The 17,689-nt window shown below is 71.1% G+C and carries 18 protein-coding genes; 10 read left to right on the top strand and 8 right to left on the bottom strand.

Annotated features, from left to right (window positions below; translation table 11 throughout):
- Window positions 1–1,950 carry an MFS transporter gene (locus tag BHU06_RS12145; protein WP_070399442.1) on the bottom strand — a complete coding sequence of 650 codons (1,950 nt, stop codon included), beginning with the start codon at window positions 1,948–1,950 and terminating at the stop codon, window positions 1–3.
- 135 nt (window positions 1,951–2,085) lie between these two features.
- On the opposite strand from BHU06_RS12145, the gene BHU06_RS12140 reads away from it, so the two are divergent.
- Window positions 2,086–2,817, top strand: coding sequence for a helix-turn-helix transcriptional regulator (locus tag BHU06_RS12140; protein ID WP_070399441.1), 732 nt, complete (start codon window positions 2,086–2,088; stop codon window positions 2,815–2,817).
- Window positions 2,781–3,521: a ProQ/FINO family protein gene (locus BHU06_RS12135; RefSeq protein WP_254668166.1), complete on the top strand. Its 741-nt coding sequence runs from the start codon at window positions 2,781–2,783 to the stop codon at window positions 3,519–3,521. Before BHU06_RS12140 ends, BHU06_RS12135 begins: the two co-directional genes overlap by 37 nt.
- 13 nt (window positions 3,522–3,534) lie before the next feature.
- Here BHU06_RS12135 and BHU06_RS12130 read toward each other — a convergent pair whose 3' ends face one another.
- The 3 genes from BHU06_RS12130 to BHU06_RS12120 are packed head-to-tail and all read right to left on the bottom strand — an operon-like array spanning window position 3,535 to window position 6,549.
- On the bottom strand, window positions 3,535–4,827 hold the full coding sequence (locus BHU06_RS12130; protein ID WP_070399439.1) for an FIST C-terminal domain-containing protein: 1,293 nt from the start codon (window positions 4,825–4,827) through the stop codon (window positions 3,535–3,537).
- 31 nt (window positions 4,828–4,858) lie between these two features.
- The gene (locus BHU06_RS12125) at window positions 4,859–5,677 is read right to left on the bottom strand and encodes a PhaM family polyhydroxyalkanoate granule multifunctional regulatory protein (RefSeq protein ID WP_070399438.1); all 819 of its coding nucleotides are present in this window, start codon (window positions 5,675–5,677) and stop codon (window positions 4,859–4,861) included.
- A gap of 29 nt (window positions 5,678–5,706) precedes the next feature.
- Window positions 5,707–6,549: an enoyl-CoA hydratase/isomerase family protein gene (locus BHU06_RS12120; RefSeq protein WP_175442845.1), complete on the bottom strand. Its 843-nt coding sequence runs from the start codon at window positions 6,547–6,549 to the stop codon at window positions 5,707–5,709.
- A 109-nt stretch (window positions 6,550–6,658) separates the two neighbouring features.
- Between BHU06_RS12120 and BHU06_RS12115 the strand changes: the two genes are divergently transcribed.
- Window positions 6,659–7,018 carry a TraR/DksA family transcriptional regulator gene (locus BHU06_RS12115; RefSeq protein WP_070399553.1) on the top strand — a complete coding sequence of 120 codons (360 nt, stop codon included), beginning with the start codon at window positions 6,659–6,661 and terminating at the stop codon, window positions 7,016–7,018.
- A 30-nt stretch (window positions 7,019–7,048) separates the two neighbouring features.
- Here the strand turns inward: BHU06_RS12115 and BHU06_RS12110 are convergent, their stop codons facing one another.
- On the bottom strand, window positions 7,049–8,062 hold the full coding sequence (locus BHU06_RS12110; RefSeq protein ID WP_070399437.1) for a fumarylacetoacetate hydrolase family protein: 1,014 nt from the start codon (window positions 8,060–8,062) through the stop codon (window positions 7,049–7,051).
- 83 nt (window positions 8,063–8,145) lie between these two features.
- Here BHU06_RS12110 and BHU06_RS12105 point away from each other — a divergent pair, with 83 nt between their 5' ends.
- The 3 genes from BHU06_RS12105 (at window position 8,146) to BHU06_RS12095 (ending at window position 10,262) form a co-directional block, all read left to right on the top strand.
- A complete protein-coding gene (locus BHU06_RS12105; RefSeq protein WP_070399436.1) occupies window positions 8,146–9,030 on the top strand; it encodes an IclR family transcriptional regulator in 885 nt (294 codons plus the stop codon).
- A gap of 17 nt (window positions 9,031–9,047) precedes the next feature.
- On the top strand, window positions 9,048–9,815 hold the full coding sequence (locus BHU06_RS12100; protein WP_217494349.1) for a DUF3108 domain-containing protein: 768 nt from the start codon (window positions 9,048–9,050) through the stop codon (window positions 9,813–9,815).
- Window positions 9,816–9,977: 162 nt separating this feature from the next.
- Window positions 9,978–10,262 (top strand): DUF3567 domain-containing protein, encoded by a 285-nt coding sequence (locus BHU06_RS12095; protein WP_070399434.1) that lies wholly within the window; start codon window positions 9,978–9,980, stop codon window positions 10,260–10,262.
- A 39-nt stretch (window positions 10,263–10,301) separates the two neighbouring features.
- On the opposite strand, the gene BHU06_RS12090 is transcribed toward BHU06_RS12095, so the two are convergent.
- Complete coding sequence (locus BHU06_RS12090; protein WP_254668161.1) at window positions 10,302–11,396, bottom strand: AbrB family transcriptional regulator; 1,095 nt, start codon at window positions 11,394–11,396, stop codon at window positions 10,302–10,304.
- A gap of 54 nt (window positions 11,397–11,450) precedes the next feature.
- Between BHU06_RS12090 and BHU06_RS12085 the strand changes: the two genes are divergently transcribed.
- The gene (locus tag BHU06_RS12085; protein WP_070399432.1) at window positions 11,451–12,248 is read left to right on the top strand and encodes a ChaN family lipoprotein; all 798 of its coding nucleotides are present in this window, start codon (window positions 11,451–11,453) and stop codon (window positions 12,246–12,248) included.
- Here BHU06_RS12085 and BHU06_RS12080 read toward each other — a convergent pair whose 3' ends face one another.
- A complete protein-coding gene (locus tag BHU06_RS12080; protein ID WP_070399431.1) occupies window positions 12,249–13,592 on the bottom strand; it encodes an aminotransferase class III-fold pyridoxal phosphate-dependent enzyme in 1,344 nt (447 codons plus the stop codon).
- Window positions 13,593–13,711: 119 nt separating this feature from the next.
- Between BHU06_RS12080 and purU the strand changes: the two genes are divergently transcribed.
- Complete coding sequence (gene purU, locus BHU06_RS12075) at window positions 13,712–14,560, top strand: formyltetrahydrofolate deformylase (RefSeq protein ID WP_070399430.1); 849 nt, start codon at window positions 13,712–13,714, stop codon at window positions 14,558–14,560.
- Between the two features lie 106 nt (window positions 14,561–14,666).
- Window positions 14,667–15,536, top strand: coding sequence for a LysR substrate-binding domain-containing protein (locus BHU06_RS12070; RefSeq protein ID WP_070399429.1), 870 nt, complete (start codon window positions 14,667–14,669; stop codon window positions 15,534–15,536).
- 31 nt (window positions 15,537–15,567) lie between these two features.
- On the opposite strand, the gene BHU06_RS12065 is transcribed toward BHU06_RS12070, so the two are convergent.
- On the bottom strand, window positions 15,568–15,990 hold the full coding sequence (locus BHU06_RS12065; protein ID WP_070399428.1) for an Hsp20/alpha crystallin family protein: 423 nt from the start codon (window positions 15,988–15,990) through the stop codon (window positions 15,568–15,570).
- Window positions 15,991–16,175: 185 nt separating this feature from the next.
- Here BHU06_RS12065 and BHU06_RS12060 point away from each other — a divergent pair, with 185 nt between their 5' ends.
- Window positions 16,176–17,678, top strand: coding sequence for an FAD-linked oxidase C-terminal domain-containing protein (locus tag BHU06_RS12060; protein ID WP_070399427.1), 1,503 nt, complete (start codon window positions 16,176–16,178; stop codon window positions 17,676–17,678).
- The last annotated feature ends 11 nt before the right edge of the window (window positions 17,679–17,689 follow it).

Below are 17,689 nucleotides of genomic sequence, written 5' to 3'. Positions count from 1 at the left end.
TCAGGCGAGCAGCGCCGCCACCCGCTCGCGCAGCCCGTCGGGCGTGAGGCCCGGCGCGGCCAGCGGCGCGCCCACGTTCAGGCCCACCCGGTTGAACAGGCCGCGGCGGAACGGCCGCACCATGGCCACGCGCGCGCCCTGGCGCTCCTCGATGCGGCTGAAGAACGACCCCCACAGGTTGGTCAGGCCCATGGGGATGACGGGCACCTCCAGGCCGTCCGCGCGGGCGCGCTCCAGGATCTTGATCACGCCGCCCCGGAAAGCCTGCAGCTGACCGTCGCGCGTGATGCCGCCCTCGGGGAAGATCGCCACCAGTTCGCGCTCGCGCAGCGCCTGGGCGGCGCGCTCGAACGCAGCGTCGTAGGCACCGGGGTCCTCGCTCTGCGGCGCGACGGGGATCGCCTTGGCCAGGCGGAACAGCCCGCCCAGCAGCGGCTGGCGGAAGATGCGGTGGTCCATGAGGAAGCGGATCGGGCGCGGGCTGGCGGCCATGATCAGCACCGCGTCGACGAAGCTCACGTGGTTGCACACCAGCACCGCCGCGCCTTCGGTGGGGATGCTCTCGTCGCCACTCACCTGGAAGCGGTAGACCAGGCGCGAGGCCACCCAGGCCACGAAACGCAGCAGGTACTCGGGCACCAGCATGAAGATGTAGAACGCCACCACGGCGTTCGCCAGACCCACCACCAGGAACATCTGTGGGATGGTGAACCCCATCTGCAGCAGCGCGCCGGCCACCAGCGCGCTGGCGATCATGAACAGCGCATTGAGGATGTTGTTGGCGGCGATGATGCGCGCGCGGTGCGTGGGCCGGCTGCGCATCTGGATCAGCGCGTACATGGGCACGCTGTACAGGCCGGCGAACAGGCTCAGCAGCGCCAGGTCGATCAGCACGCGCGCGTGCGCCGGCTGCGACAGGAAGGCCCCCAGCGCCATCACCCCGGCCGGCGGCAGGCCGCGCGTGGCGAAGTACAGGTCGATGGCGAACACGCTCATGCCGATGGCGCCCAGTGGCACCAGGCCGATCTCCACGTGCCGGCGCGACAGCACCTCACACAGCAGCGAGCCAACGCCAATGCCGACCGAGAACACCACCAGCAGCAGCGAGGCCACCTGCTCGTTGCCGTGCAGCACGTCGCGCGCGAAGGCGGGGAACAGGCTGAGGAAGACGGCGCCGAAGAACCACATCCAGCTGATGCCCAGCACCGAGCGGAACACCACCGTGTTGCCATGGGCCAGCTTGAGGTTGCGCCAGGTCTCGCTCACCGGGTTCCAGTTGATGACCAACGCAGGATCGGTGGCCGGCGTGGGCGGCACATGGTGCGAGGCGAAGCGCCCCAGCAGCGCCAGGCCCACGCAGGCGAAGCCCACGTGGTGCGCGCCGATCTCGGGCACGGCGATGATCAGGCCGCCCGCCACGTTGCCGAGCAGGATGGCGACGAAGGTGCCCATCTCCACCATGCCGTTGCCGCCGGTGAGCTCGCGCTCGCCCAGGTGCTGCGGCAGGTAGGCGAACTTCACCGGGCCGAACAGGGTGGAGTGCAGGCCCATGAGAAAGGTGCAGGCCAGCAGCACGGCGACGTGCTGGCCGAAGAAGCCCCAGGCGGCCAGCGCCATGATGCCGATCTCCAACCGCTTGACGAAGACCATGAGCGAGCGCTTGTCCAGCTTGTCGGCGAGCTGGCCGCTGGTGGCCGAGAACAGCAGGAAGGGCAGGATGAAGAGCGCGCCGATCACCAGGCCTGCCAGGCTGGCGGGCAGCCAGCCGATCTGCAGCTGGTAGGTGACCAGCACCGTGAACGCGAACTTGAAGAGGTTGTCGTTCGCGGCGCCGAGGAACTGCGTCCAGAAGAAGGGCGCGAAGCGGCGCTGCTTGAGCAGGGCAAACTGGTTGTGGCCCGGGGCCTGGGGCACGGCGCCGGTGTCCGGGGACAGCGTGGCGGTGGTCATGGCGTCTCCTCCTCTGGGTGGGCGCCGGGAAGGCGCGCGGCGGATTCTGCCCGCCCCCACCGTCCACCGCGCGAATTTCGATACGGGATCGACTGGCACCATCCAGGGTACCGAATTTCGATACTCTGACCACCCATGAGCACCACCGCCGACCTCGTCACCGCCCTCAAGCGGGAACTCAAATCCGCGCGCATGACCTACGCCGACCTGGCGATCGCCATGGGCATGGCCGAGTCCAGCGTCAAGCGCATGCTGGCCAAGGGCGACATGTCGCTCTCGCGCATCGACGCCATCTGCCACGCGCTCAAGCTCGACTTCGCGGAACTCGCGCGCCGCGTCGCCGACGCGCAGCCGCTGGTGACCGAGCTCACGCCCGCGCAGGAGCGGGCCGTGGTGGCCGACAAGAAGCTGCTGCTGGTGGCCATCTGCGTGCTGAGCCAATGGACGGTGGAGCAGATCACCGGCACCTACCGGCTCAGCGAGGCCGACTGCGTGAAGTCCCTGGCCCAGCTCGACCGCATCGGCATCATCGAGCTGCGCCCGCTCAACCGCTACCGCCTCAAGCTGGCCAAGACCTTCCGCTGGCGGCCGCACGGCGCGGTGATGAACTTCTTCCGCGAACACGCCTTGCTTGACTACTTCGCGGGCGGCTTCGACGGCCCCGGCGAGGGCCTGATGCTGGTGCACGGCTCGGTGAGCCGCACGCTGGCGCCGCTGTTCCTGGAGCGCCTGCAGCGCGTGGCGCAGGACTTCGCGCAGCAGCACCAGACCGACCAGAAACTGGCCGAGAAGGACCGCGAGGGCTACACCCTGGTGCTGGCCATGCGCCGCTGGGAATTCGAGGCCTTCACCCACCTGCGCCGCTGAACCGGCCGCGCCGCTGGCATGATCGCGGGCTTGCCTGTCGAACCGACCCCTGCATGAACGAGACCCGACCCCAGCCCCGGCGCCCGCGCCAGGGCCCCAAGACGCCCAAGGCCCCGTCCGCGCCGCGCCACCCGCTGCTGGCGCAGCTCGCCGAGTGGCACCCCGCCCTGTTCGGCGACGAGCCGCGCCCGCTCAAGCGCGGCATCTTCGAAGACCTGATCGCCGCGCACGGCGAGGCGCTGGAGGCCGAGGCCCTGAAGGCCGCCCTGGGCCTGCACACGCGCAGCACGCGCTACCTCAACGCCGTGGGCTCGGGCCAGCCGCGCCGCGACCTGCAAGGCCAGGCGGTGGAGGTGGTCGCCCCCGAGCAGCGCCACCACGCCATCGTGGAGGTGTACCGCCGCCGCCAGTCGCGCAGCCCCGAAGACCTGGCGCCGCAGCTGCGCCAGCGCATCGCGCGCGCCTTCGAGGCCAGCGGCCTGGGCCGCGAGGCCTATGCCACGCTGGTGCGCGGGCGCGACGAGGCGATCAACGCGGCCACCGAGGCGGCGCTGGACGAGGCCAGCGCGCGCATCGCGCGCGAGGCCGCGCTGCTGCGGGCGTTCGAATCGAGCGGCCTGAGCGTGGCGGCCTTCGCCGACGGCTATGGCATGACGCCGGACGACGCGCAGCGCGCCCTGGAGCGCGCGCGCCAGCGCCGCTGAGGGCGCGGCCGGCTCAACCCTCGCGCACGAAGACCGTCAGCACGCCGGTGTAGCCGTAGAGCCGGTGGTGCGCGATCTCGCCACCGGCGAAGAAGCCCACCAGCGGCACGTCGCCCAGCGCGTGGCGCACGATCTGCAGCTCGGCGCTCGGCCCGCCGAAGTGCGGCCCGCCGCGGCCCGCGCAGCTCACGTACACCGCGCCCGCGATGGCGCGGGCCGGCCGCGGCGCGGCCTCCACCTCGGCCGCACCGGCGCCGAACAGCAGTTCCTCCGGCTCCAGTTCCTCGCGCACCTCGGCGCACACGCGCATGAGGTCGGCGCGCGCCGCCTGCACGTGGCGCTCGCAGAAGGCCAGCCGCGAGCCCTCGGGCGCCAGCTCGGCGATGGCCACGCCCCGGCGCACCGGGTCCAGGCCGATGATGTGGCGCACGATCACCTCGTGCCCGAAGGCGCCGCGCCGGTGCGAGGCCTCGCTGGTCGCCAGCGGGGTGCCGTCGGGGCCAGGGCGGGTCACGCCCACCAGGGTGTGGCGCAGCCGCAGCATGGCGTGCTCGGGGTGGTCGAGCGAGATCTCCAGTTCGCGCAGCAGCACATCCAGCGCGGGCTCGCCGTCCAGGCGGATCACCAGGTGAGAGTCGGATTCGGTGACCACGTGGGTCGCCGCGATCGGCTGCGCGCCCTGCGTGACGCGCGAGACGATGCCCACCTCGCGCCCGAAGGCCACGCCGCTGAGCCCACCGTGGAACACCCCGCTGGCCGCGCCGTGACCGCTGAGGGTGCCCGCGCTGCCCAGCGCGAACTGCACGGTGGGGCCGCGGCTGCCCGCCAGGCCGCCAAACAGGTAGCCGCTGCCGGTTCGCTCGGCCATTTCGGCGATCAGCTCACCCACCTCGGGCGTGCCGGCGTCGGCGTGCACCAGGGCCGTGTGGGCGACGAAGCCCTCGCCGCCGTCCGCGCGCCCGCTGGCCGACAGCGGGGCCACGCCACTGAACACGCGGTACTGGTCGGGGCTCAGGTCGCACAGCATCACCGACAGCGCCGGCTCGTCGAAGTACTCCACGTTGCTGGCCGAGACGCCCACGCCCACGGTGCCGGCCCAGTCGGTCACCTCGGGCAGTTCGGCGCTCATCCACTCCAGCAGGGCCTCGGCCTCGCCGGCGTAGTGGTCGGTGATGTAGAGCAGCCCCAGCGAGGGCTGGCTGGCGTGGTCGGGCAGGGCCATCTGCGCGCGCAGCTGCGCCACCACCATGGCGGCGGCCATGCGCCATTGCGGGTGGGTGGCGTGCGCCTGGGGGAAACGTTTCATGCGGTGTTCGAGCCCCGCGGGGCCCGCGGGTTCAAGCGCGTTTGTCGCGCGTCTTTCGGGGCGCCGCCTTCTTGGCGGGTGCCGCCGGGGCGCCGGACGAGACGGCACGCGCCGCCGCACGGCCCACGCCCGCCGCCGCCCCCATGCCGCGGCCCACGGTGCCGGCGGCGCTGCGCGCTGCCTGGCCGGCCAGGCCGGTGGCGGTCTTCACGGCGGCGTCGGTGAGGCCGGTGGCGACCTGGCGCGTGGTGTCCAGCGCGCCTTGCTTGGCCGCGTCCTTCAGGGCGTTGGTGGCGATCTGCTGGAACTGCTGGGACAGGGCGCCCCACCACTGCAGCGGATCGACCACACCGCCCGCCGGAGCGGCCGCTCCGGCCTTGTCGGCCTTGGGCGCCACTTTCTTCGCGGCCGGCTTGCGCCGCGCGGGCGCGGGTTTGGCCACTTCGGTGCTGTAGGTGCGCGGCGGCACCTCCAGGCCCGGGAAGGGGTTGGCCTTGGCGGCGACCTCGGCCGTCTTGAGCTTGAGCGCGTTGGCCACGTCGCCCATGCTGAAGTTCATGGACTTCAGCGTGGACAGCGTCATCTTCTGCACCTCCAGCGCCTGGATGGTGGCGCCCAGGGCCTTGGCGTTCTGGTCCAGCCAGTAGTGCACGGCCTTGAGCTCCTCGATGCGCTTCTCGAGTTCCTCGACGTTGAAGGTGGGCGCCACCCAGTGGCTGAGGTTGGGCAGCTGCGGGATGTTCTGCCCGATGCCCTGGGCGATGCCGCCGGCGGCCTGCGTGGCCAGGTTCTGCAGGAAATCGAAACCCGGCACGAACTTGCCGAAGCCGCTGGCGGACGCATCGCTCATGGCGAACTCCTCGATGGAAGGACCGGGGATCAGCCGTCGACGCCGTAGCGCGGCGCGCGGCGCTCGCGCAAGGATGCCACACCTTCGCGCACGTCGGGCCCGGCAAAACCCATGAATTCCAGCGCGAGCGAGGTGTCGAAACTCGGGCCCGCCTGGCGCAGCCAGTTGTTGAGCGAGTACTTGGTCCAGCGGATCGCGCTGGCGCTGCCGCCGGCCAGGCGGTCGGCCACCTCGTAGGCCTTGTCGAGCAGCTGGTCGTCGTCCACCACCAGCGAGACCAGGCCGATGCGCTCGGCCTCTTCGCCGCTCACGGCGTCACACAGCATGAGGTAGTACTTGGCCTTGGCCATGCCGCACAGCAGCGGCCAGACGATGGCCGCGTGGTCGCCCGCCGCCACGCCCAGGCGCGTGTGGCCGTCGACGATCTTGGCGCTGCGCGCGGCGATGGAGATGTCGGCCAGCAGGCCGGCCACCAGGCCCGCGCCCACGGCCGGGCCGTGCATGGCGCTGACGATGGGCTTGTCGCAGTTGATGACGTTGTAGACCAGGTCGCGCGCCTCCTTCCAGACGCGCGAGCGCACCTCGAAGTCGGTGGCCATGTCCTGCACCAGGGCCAGGTCGCCGCCACCGGAAAAGCCCATGCCGCTGCCGCGCAGCACGGCGGCGCGCACGCTGTCGTCGCGGCCCACGTCGCGCCAGATCTCGCTCAGCTCCCAGTGGCCTTCGTGGCCGGCGGTGGGCAGCTTGCCGTTGCCGCCGGGGCCATCGGCGCGCATGCGGATGTCGAGCACGCTGGGCGTGCCGTTCACCAGCGGGCCACGGCGGCTGATCTCCAGGGTCTGGTAGCGGCTGTAGTCGATGGTCGGGCTCATGGTGGTCTCCTGATGGTCGTTTGCTCTTGGACCGATCGATTGTGCTTGACCTGCATCAAGCGCCACGGCGCCGGCCGGGCCCAAGATGGAAGCCACGCAGGAGGCCCCCATGAGCACGTTCATTTCCGACACCTTCGAGATCCAGTTGCGTGCCGCGCGCCAGGCGCTGCTGGAGCGCCTGTACGCCCAGCGGGGCGGTGCCCGCAGCCGCGCCGAAGTGGCCGCCGACAAGCGCGCCCAGGCGGCCGACGACAACGACGCCGTCGCGGACCCGGCCTTCGACCTCGGCTCGGTGCTGGGTGAGCGTGAAGCGGGCGAACTGGCCGCCATCGACGCCGCGCTCGCGCGCATCGCCGACGGCAGCTATGGCCTGTGCGTGGACTGCGGCGCGCAGATACCCGCCGCGCGCCTGCACGCGCAGCCCACGGCCGACCGCTGCCTGGACTGCCAGGCGCGGGCCGAGCGCTGATCGGGCGCGGTCCGCGCCCCGGGGCCGGGTTCAGGCCTTGGTCAGCGGCGCGATCTTCTGGTCGATCGCGCCGAAGATGGACTGGCCGTCCTTGCCCTTCATCTCGATGCGGATGGTGTCGCCGTACTTCATGAAGGCGGTGGAGGGCTTGCCGTCGAGGATGGTCTCGATCGCGCGCTTCTCGGCGATGCAGCTGTAGCCCTTGGGCCAGTCCTTGCGGCCGTCGACTTCCACACCCTTGTTGCTCACCGTGCCGCTGCCCACGATGGAGCCCGCGCGCACGTTGCGCGTCTTGCCGATGTGGGCGATGAGCTGGCCGAAGTGGAAGGTCATCTCGGGGCCGGCCTCGCACATGCCGACCTTGCGGCCGTTCCAGGTGCTCTGCAGCGTGAGGTGCAGGCGCCCGCCCTGCCAGGCGTCGCCCAGCTCGTCGGGCGTCACGGCCACGGGGCTGAAGGCGGTGGCGGGCTTGCTCTGGAAGAAGCCGAAGCCCTTGGCCAGTTCGGCGGGAATCAGGTTGCGCAATGAAACGTCGTTGGCCAGCATCACCAGGCGGATGCCCTCGAGCGCCTGCTCGGGCGTCGCGCACATGGGCACGTCGCCGGTGATGACGGTGATCTCGGCCTCGAAGTCGATGCCGTAGTCCTCGCTGGGCACCACCACGTCGTCCATCGGGCCGATGAAGTCGTCGCTGCCGCCCTGGTACATCAGCGGGTCTTCGTAGAAGCTGGCCGGCACCTCGGAGTTGCGCGCGGCGCGCACCAGCTCCACGTGGTTCAGGTAAGCCGAGCCGTCGGCCCACTGGTAGGCGCGCGGCAGCGGCGCCATGCACATGGCCGGGTCGAAGGGGAAGGCGTGGCGCGCCTTGCCCTGGTTCAGGGTCACGTACAGGTCCTGCAGCTGGGGGCTGATGAAGTTCCAGTCGTCCAGGGCCTGCTGCAGGGTGTTCGCGATGCCGGTCGCATAATGGGCCGTGCTCAGGTCACGCGAGACCACCACCAGTTGTCCGTCGCGCGAGCCGTCCTTGTAGGTGGCGAGTTTCATGCGTATCTCCTGCTGCCTTCTGAGTGGATGGGTGCCCCAGGGGCTTTGGGGCGATAATTACGGATAGTGAAATCGATTAACCTATGCGTAAGAGCGAGATTCTAGACCAAAGCCCCGCCAACGAGAGCGACGACAGCGAACCCCAGCGCGCGGGCATCCAATCGGTCGAGGTCGGCTTTGAATTGTTGAACGCCCTGTCGAGGGCCAGCGGCGCACTGATGCTGCGCGACCTGGCCGCCGCCGCCGGCATGAGCGCGGCCAAGGCCCACCGCTACCTGGTGAGCTTCCAGCGCCTGGGCCTGGTCACGCAGGACAGCGCCAGCACCCGCTACGACCTGGGACCGGCCGCGCTGCGCCTGGGCCTGGCCAGCCTGTCGCGCATCGACGCCGTGCGCCTGGCGCGCGAGCGCATCGACGCCCTGCTGCCGCTCACCGGTCACACCCTGGCCATCGCCGTCTGGGGCAACCAGGGGCCCACCATGGTGCACTGGACCGAGGCGCCCCAGGCCGTGCCCGTGGCGCTGCGCCTGGGCGACGTGATGCCCCTGCTGTCGTCCGCCACCGGCCGCTGCTTCGCCGCTTTCATGGGCGACGAGGGCCACGACGCCCAGCGCGTCGGCCCCATGATCCGCGAGGAACTCGCGCGCCTGAAGAAGCTGCCGCGCAACGGCCCCTTGCCGCTGGACCTGCCCACCTCCATGGCCGAGGTGCAGGAAATGCTCGACGAGGTGCGCCGCCGCGGCGTGGCGCGCGTGGTGCACAGCCTGCAGGCCAGCGTGGCCGGCTTTGGCGCCCCCGTGTTCGACGTGCAGGGCCGCATGGTGCTGGCCATGGTGGTGCTGGGCTCGGTGGCCACCCTGGACACCGACTGGGACGGCGGCCCGGCGACCGCGCTGCGCGACGCCGCCCGTCGGCTCAGCGCCGATCTCGGGCACCGCGAAGCGGCGCCCCGGTCCGACGAGCCATGAAGCCACTCAAGACCCCCGTGGGCCCGAGATCCCGCCCCTGGCTGTGGCTGGGCGCCGGCGTGCTGGCGGCCCTCGCCGCGGCGCTCGGCCCCCAGGGGGGCGGCACCGCGTTCGCCGCCGCGCCACCGGCACCCGCCGCCAGCGCCACCGCCCCGCGCAGCGACCCGCCCCCGGCGAGTGAGCTGAGTTACGAGGTGTTCGGCCAGGCCAAGGGCTTCGACTACCGCGCCACCGGCAGCCTCTCCTGGCGCCGCGAGGGCCCGAACTACGAGGCCCGCCTGGAGCTCGCCATGCCCCTGCTCGGCAAGCGCGTGCAGACCAGCCAGGGCAGCGTGGGCCCCGACGGCCTGCGGCCGACGCGGTTCGCCGACAAGCGCAGCAGCGAGCGCGCCGTGCAGTTCGAGCCCGGGGCCAAGCGCATCCGCTTCAGCAACAACGCCCCCGAGGCCGAGTGGCTGCCTGGCGCGCAGGACCGCCTGAGCCTGTTCCTGCAGCTCGCCGGCCTGCTGCGCGCCCAGCCGCGCCAGACCGGCGACGTGCTGAGCTTCCAGGTGGCCGGCCTGGGCGATGCCGAGATCTGGCAGTTCGAGGTGGGCGCTCTGGAGACCCTGCGCCTGCCGGTCGGCAACATCGAGGCCCGGCTGCTGAAACGCACCCCGCGCAAGCCGCACGACAGCACGGTCGAGGTCTGGCTGGCGCCCTCCCTGGGCCACCTGCCGGTGCGCCTGCGCATCGCCCAGCCGAATGGCGATGTGGCCGATCAACGGCTCGCCCGTTTGCCCTAGCCGCCGAGCACCCCGGAACCCGTTTCGGCTCAAACGCCACAAGCCGATTGAAAAACGCCGTCGCGTCCCCAACTGGGGCATACCCCTGCTCCAGTGGGGATGCAATTTGCCGATATAACGGCATCAGCGCCGAAAGCGATTGGCGGAAAGGAAATCAAGTCCATGCACATGCTGTACGACTCGGAAGCGTTCGCGGTGGTCCACATCCTGGCCAACGCGCCGGCCGACGGTGAGGCCCCCACCGACACCGGGCCGCAGATCCCGCGCCATGGCTTTGAAATCGTGGACAAGCGCTCGGGCAAGGAGGTCTACCTCGACGGCTCCTGGGCCGAGATGTTCCAGGCCCAGATCGTGGAATGGCAGCGCAACAGCCCCTCGCAGGAAGAGGTGGAGAACACGCTGGAGGGCTACGCCTCGCTGGCCCAGAACCCGGTCGTGATGCACTGAGCGCACCAGGGCGCCCCGACAACCCACAGCCCAGCCTGGCTATGCCAGGCTTTTTTGTGCCCGCGCGCAGCGCCAGCGGTACACCGGCTCGGCCAGGACCAGCACCGCCACCAGGCGGCAAACCTGGAAGGCGGTGACCACCGGCACGCCCAGCTGCAGCACCTTGGCGGTGATGGCCATCTCGGCGATGCCCCCTGGTGAGGTGCCCAGCAGCATGGTCACCGGGTGCAGACCCGTGAGCCGCGCCACCACCCAGCCGAAGCCGGCGCACAGGGCCATCATGGCGAAGGTGGCCAGTGCCACCGAACCCAGCCAGCGCGGCGCCGTGTGCGCGAAGGCCGGCGTGAAGCGCACCCCCAGGCTCACGCCGATGAACAGCTGGGCCGCGTTGGTGAAGGCCAGCGGCAGGGCCGAGAGCTGCACGCCCGCCAGCGTGATCGCCATGGTCACCACCAGCGCGCCCATGAACCAGGGGTTGGCGCGGCCCAGTCGCTGCATGGCCAGGGCACCGGCCAGCGTGAGCAGCCCCAGCAGGGCCAGCCCGCCCGCGTGCACCTCGCGGATGGCGGGCGGCAGCGTGTCCAGCCCATGCACACCCGCGGCCTGCAGGGCGAACGGAATGGTGACCGTGACCAGCAGCACGCGCAGGGTGTGGGCGGCGGCCACCAAGTCGGTGCGCGCGCCCTGGCGCTCGGCCAACAGGGTCATCTCGGACGCGCCGCCGATGGCGCCCGAAAAATAGGTGGTGGCGATCAACTGCGCGGGCGGCAGCCGCAGGCGCGCCGCGTGCTGGCGCCGCAGCCAGGCCGCGAAGCCCAGGCCCAGCAGCAGCGCCCAGGCCACGCCCAGGACGATCGCCCACCACAAGCCGGCGACCAGGGCGCCCACCTCGGGGGTGAAGTACAGGCCCAGGGCCGCGCCGATCACCCACTGCCCGGCGTTGCGCAGCGGTGTCCAGCTTTCGGTGGGCGCGCCCAGCACCGACACCAGGGCGCTGGCCAGCAGCGGTCCGATCATCCAGGGAATGGGCGTGCCCAGCCAGACGCACAGGCGGGCGGCGGCGTAGGCGAGCAAAAGGGTCAGGGCCGTGCGCGTCCAGGACGCCGGCCCGAAGCGCGACACAGGGAAAGGCACTCGGGAAATCTCGGGCGGCGCGGAGGGCGCCATCGGGGCCCGTAGTATCGGTGCATGAAGCCCTCCCTTGCCGCCACTGGCCTGGCCGTGCTCTGGCTCGCGGCCTGCGCCCAGACAACCCCTCGGGACCTGTCCGCCCTGCTCGCCCGCACCCAGCCCACGCCCCTGCTGCTGGTGGGCGAGCAGCACGACGCGCCCGAGCACCAGCAGTTGCAGCGCGAACTGGTGCAGACCCTGGCCACGCGCGGCGAGCTCGCGGCCGTGGTGATGGAGATGGCCGAGGCCGGCCGCGATACGCGCCACCTGTCGCGCGACGCCAGCGAAGACGCCGTGCGCCAGGCCCTGGCCTGGGACCAGGGGGCCAATTGGCCCTGGCCGGTCTACGGGCCGGTGGTGATGGCCGCCGTGCGCGCGGGCGTGCCCGTGCTCGGTGGCAACCTGCCGCGCGCGCGGATGCGCGAGGCCATGGCCGACACCGCGCTGGACCGGTCGGTGGACGCCCCGGTGCTGGACCGCCAGCGCGCCGCCGTGCGCGAAGGCCACTGCGATCTGCTGCCCGACAGCCAGATCGCGCCAATGACGCGCATCCAGCTCGCGCGCGACCGTTCGTTGGCGGACACCGCGCTCCAGGCCCTGGCGCCGGGCCGCACGGTGCTGCTGATCGCGGGCAACGGCCATGTGCGCACGGACATCGGGGTGCCGCTGCACCTGCCCGCCAGCCAGGCCCGCCGCGTGGTGGTGGCGCGCGCGGGCGCGGCCGGCGCCGACGCGCCGGGTGACGTGGTCTGGCCCACGCCCGCGCTGCCCGAGCGCGACCACTGCGCCGGGCTGCGCGAGCGCTTCAAGCACTGATCAGTCCTTCAGGCGCTGGATCGCGTCGGCCAGCACGGAGACCATGGTCTCGATGTGCTCGCGCTCCACGATGTAAGGCGGCGCGAACACCAGGTTGTCGCCCGCGTTGCGCACCAGCACGCCGCGGTGGAAGCAGTCCAGGAAAACGTCGAAGGCGCGCTTGCCGGGCATGCCCGCCTGCGGCGCCAGTTCCACCGCGCAGGCCAGGCCCAGGCTGCGGATGCCGATGACGTGCGGCAGGCCCTTGATGGCGCTGAACATGGCGTCGCTCAGCACCTGGCCCATCTGGCCGGCGCGCGCGAACAGCTGCTCCTTCTGCATCAGCTCCAGCGTGGCGATGGCCGCCGCGCAGGCCACCGGGTGGCCCGAGTAGGTGTAGCCGTGGAAGAACTCGATGGCGTGGTCGGGCGCGTTGCCGTGCGCGCCCATCATGGCGTCGTAGATGCGCTGGCTGCAGACCACGCCGCCCATGGGGATGACGCCGTTGGTGACGCATTTGGCGAAGTTCAGCATGTCGGGCTGCACGCCGTACCAGTCGGCGCCGAAGGCCGTGCCCAGGCGGCCGAAGCCGGTGATGACCTCGTCGAAGATCAGCAGGATGCCGTGCTTGTCGCAGATCTCGCGCAGGCGCTTGAGGTAGCCCTGGGGCGGCACGTACCAGCCCGCGCTGCCGGCCACCGGCTCCACGATCACCGCCGCCACGTTGCTCGGGTCGTGCAGCGGCAGGATGCGGTTCTCCAGCTCCAGCAGGATGTCCTCTTCCCACACCGGCTCCTGGTGCTGCACGAAGGCGTGCTTCACCGGGTCGTGGATGAAGCGCAGGTGGTCCACGCGCGGCAGCAGGCTGGTGCCGTAGACCTTGCGGTTGGCCGGGATGCCCCCCACCGACATGCCGCCGAAGCCCACGCCGTGGTAGCCGCGCTCGCGGCCGATGAAGAGGTTGCGCTGGCCCTCGCCGCGCGCGCGGTGGTAGGCCAGGGCCACCTTCATGGAGGTGTCGGCCGCTTCGCTGCCCGAGTTGCAGAACAGCACCTTGTTCAGGTCGCCGGGCGCCAGGGCCGCGATCATCTCGGCGGCTCGGAAAGCCTTGTCGTTGCTCACGCTGAAGGCGGTGGCGTAGTCCAGCGTGTCCAGCTGCCGCTTGATGGCCTCGTTGATGGGCTGGCGGTTGTGGCCCGCGCCCACACACCACAGGCTGGAAATGCCGTCGATGACCTGGCGGCCGTCGTGCGTGGTGAAATGCATGCCGTCGGCGGCGACGAAGATGCGCGGGTCCTTGGCGAAGCTGCGGTTGGGCGTGAAGGGCAACCACTGGTTGTCCATGTTGAAGTCGTTGTAAGCCATGCGGCGTCTCCTGCGAGCGGTGATCCGGGCATTCTGGCACCGCCCCCGCGCGCCGGGGGCGCCACTGCCCGACCCCGCGCCAGACCCACTGGCGGCCGCCCTGCGACAATCGCGCCGCCATGGAAAACACCTACGTCCTCACCCTGTCCTGCCAGGACCGCCCCGGCATCGTGCACGCCGTCTCGGGCTTTCTGTTCCAGCACGGTGGCAACATCGAAGAGGCAGCCCAGTACAACGACCACGACACCGGGCTGTTCTTCATGCGCGTGCAATTCGCTTGCGCGCAACTGAGCCAGGCCGAGCTGCGCGAGCGCCTGGGCGCCTTCGCCGAACCCTTCGGCATGCGCTGGGGCCTGCACCCGCTGGCGCAACCGCTGCGCACCGTGCTCTTCGTGAGCCGCGAAGGCCACTGCCTCAACGACCTGCTGTTCCGCTGGAAGAGTGGCCTGCTGCCGCTGGATATCCGCGCCATCGTCAGCAACCACCGCGACTTTTACCAGCTGGCGGCCAGCTACAACGTGCCCTTCCACCACATCCCGGTGACGGCCGCCACCAAGGCCCAGGCCGAGGCGAAGCAGCTGGAGATCATCCGCGCCGAACAGGCCGAGCTGGTGGTGCTGGCGCGCTACATGCAGATCCTGTCCAACGAGCTGTGCCGCGAGCTCTCGGGCCGCGCCATCAACATCCACCACAGCTTCCTGCCCAGCTTCAAGGGCGCCAAGCCCTACTACCAGGCGCACGACCGCGGCGTGAAGCTGATCGGCGCCACCGCCCACTACGTGACGGCCGACCTCGACGAGGGTCCCATCATCGAACAGGACGTGGCCCGCGTGGACCACACCGACACGGTGGAAGACCTCACCGCCCTGGGCCGCGACACCGAGAGCCAGGTGCTGGCGCGCGCCGTGAAATGGCACGGCGAGCACCGCGTGCTGCTCAACGGGCACAAGACCGTCGTCTTCAAGTGATGCAAGACCTCATCAACGCCGAACGGACCGCCGCCGGGCCGCCCCAAGGCGGGCCAGCCCCCGCGGGGGGCAGCGACCCGCGCCAGCGGCGGAGCGTGGGGGCGTGATGACGGCGCGCATCCCGCCCATCCAGTGCCTGCTGGCCTTCGAGGCCCTGGCGCGGCTGCGCAGCGTCACGCAGACGGCCGACGAGCTCAACGTCACGCCCAGCGCGGTGAGCCACCGCATCCGCCAGCTGGAAGAGATCCTGGGCACCAAGCTGTTCGGCCGCGCGGACTTCTCGCTCACCACCGACGGCATCGAGTACCTCACCCACGTGCGCGACGGCCTGGGCGCCCTGCAGCGCTTCCCCAGCCAGAAGGCCGCGCCCGGGCGGCGCAAGCTGCGCCTGGCCATCACCCCCACCTTCGCGCGCTCGGTGGTGCTGCCGCGCCTGAAGCAGTTCAGCGACACCTATCCCGAGATCGACCTCACGCTACAGGTCAGCATCCCGCTGCTGGACGTGGTGGCCGAGGACGCCGACCTGATGGTGCGCTACGGCACCGGCCGCTACGCCGACGTGGAGTACCTGCTGCTGGCCAAGGACGAGGTCTCGCCCATGGCCTCGCCGGCCTTCGCGCGCGAGCACGGCCCCTTCGAGGCACCCGAGGACCTGGAAGGCCTGCCCCTGCTGCGCAGCCCTCTGGAGCCCTGGCGCACCTGGTTCGCCGCGCACGACCTGGACTGGCCCGAGCCCACCGAGGGCTCGCAGTTCAACGACATCGGCCTGATGTGCGACGCCGCCGCGGCCGGCATGGGTGTGGGCCTGCTGCGCTACAAGCTGGCCGCGCCCTGGCTGGACAGCGGCGCCCTGGTGCCCCTGTACCCGCGCCGCGTGCCCAGCCCGCACGCGCACTACCTGTGCTGGCGCACCGGCACCATGGAGCGCTGGGAATGCGCGGCGTTCGCGCGCTGGCTGCAGCAGGCCATGGGGTGAGCGCCGCCCACGGCGCCCACCGCACTCCCACTCAATCGATCGCCAGGCGCTGGGCCGAGGTGGCGGCCTTCTTGGGCAGCGTCAGCCGCAGCACGCCGTTATCGAAGCGCGCCTTGGACGCGTCCTTGTCCACACGCTGCGGCAGCTGGAAGGCGCGCGAGACGGCGCCGTAGTACCGCTCGCTGCGCAGCACGCGCTGGCCGTCGCGCTGCTCGTCCTGCTGCTTGACCTCGGCGCGCAGGGTGACCACGTCGTCCTCGATGGTGACCTGGATGTCGTCCTTGGCCACGCCCGGCAGCTCGGCGTCCACGGTGTAGGCCACGGGCGTTTCCTTCACGTCCACCTTGATCTGCGCGGGCAGGGCGTCGCCGTGCAGCGGCTTGACGAAGAAGCCGGGCGCGACGTCGCGGAACAGGTCATCGAACAGGCTGTTGCGGGCAATGAGTCCGGTCATGGTGAAAGTCCTCCAGATTCGAGGGCGCCGCGACCACCGCGGCACCGGGGTGCCTCGAAACTGAAGTCGCCCCCCGAACATTTCAAGACCCCGCGCCCCCGCCGCTCGTCAACAGCCGCTGCAGGATTTTTCAATCCCCGCCGGGCCCGGCGCGCCTACACTGGCCCGCCACCCACGCCCCCGCCATGAACGCCCCACCCCACCCCGACCAGGCCCCGCGCCTGGCCCGCGCCGAGCGCCAGGCCGCCGTGGTGCGGGCCCTGACGCCCCTGCTGCCCGCCCACGCGCTGCTGTGGCAGCCCGAGGACACCATCCCCTACGAATGCGACGGCCTCACCGCCTACCGCGAGCGCCCGATGGTGGTGGCCCTGCCCGAGACCGAGGCCCAGGTGGCCGCCGTGCTCAAGGCCTGCCACGCGCTGGACGTGCCGGTGGTGGCGCGCGGCGCCGGCACCGGCCTGTCCGGCGGCGCCATGCCGCATGCCCTGGGCGTGGTGCTGTCGCTGGCCAAGTTCAACCGCATCCTGCGCATCGACCCGCGCTCGCGCACCGCCACCGTGCAGGCCGGCGTGCGCAACCTGGCCATCAGCGAGGCCGCCGCGCCGCATGGCCTGTACTACGCGCCCGACCCGAGCAGCCAGATCGCCTGCACCATCGGCGGCAACGTGGCCGAGAACTCCGGTGGCGTGCACTGCCTCAAGTACGGCCTGACCATCCACAACGTGCTGCAGGTGCGCGGCTTCACCATCGAGGGCGAGCCGGTCACCTTCGGCGGCGAGGCCCTGGACACGCCCGGCCTCGATCTGCTGCCCCTAGTGGTCGGCAGCGAGGGCATGCTGGCCGTCACCGTCGAGGTGGTGGTCAAACTGGTGCCCAAGCCGCAGCTGGCGCGCTGCATCATGGCCAGCTTCGACGACGTGCGAAAGGCGGGCGACGCGGTCGCCGCCGTGATCGCCGCCGGCATCATCCCGGCCGGGCTGGAGATGATGGACAAGCCCATGACGGCCGCCGTCGAGGATTTCGTGCACGCCGGCTACGACCTGTCCGCCGAGGCCATCCTGCTGTGCGAAAGCGACGGCACACCCGAGGAGGTGGCCGAGGAAATCGACCGCATGAGCGCCGTGCTGCGCGGCTGCGGCGCCACCGCCATCGCCGTCAGCCGCGACGAGGCCGAGCGCCTGCGCTTCTGGAGCGGCCGCAAGAACGCCTTCCCGGCCAGCGGGCGCATCAGCCCCGACTACATGTGCATGGACTCGACCATCCCGCGCAAGCGCCTGGCCGACATCCTGCTGGCCATCCAGGCCATGGAGACCACCTACGGCCTGCGCTGCGCCAACGTGTTCCACGCGGGCGACGGCAACCTGCACCCGCTGATCCTGTTCGACGCCAACGACCCCGACCAGCTCCAGCGCTGCGAGCGCTTCGGCGCCGACATCCTGGAGACCAGCGTCGCCATGGGCGGCACCGTCACCGGCGAGCACGGCGTCGGTGTGGAAAAGCTCAACAGCATGTGCGTGCAGTTCAGCGCGCAAGAGAACGATCAGATGTTCGGTATCAAGCGCGCTTTTGATGCCAAAGAATTACTCAACCCTGGCAAAGTGATCCCGACCTTGCAACGTTGTGCGGAGTACGGGCGGTTGCTGGTGCGCGGCGGGCGGTTGCCGCACCCCGATCTCCCCCGGTTTTAGGGCGCTGTTCC

Origin of the sequence: Hydrogenophaga sp. PML113 (genome assembly GCF_001777155.1) — a bacterium.
Lineage (GTDB): Bacteria > Pseudomonadota > Gammaproteobacteria > Burkholderiales > Burkholderiaceae_C > Hydrogenophaga > Hydrogenophaga borbori.
This window is presented reverse-complemented; position numbering and strand designations above follow the sequence as displayed.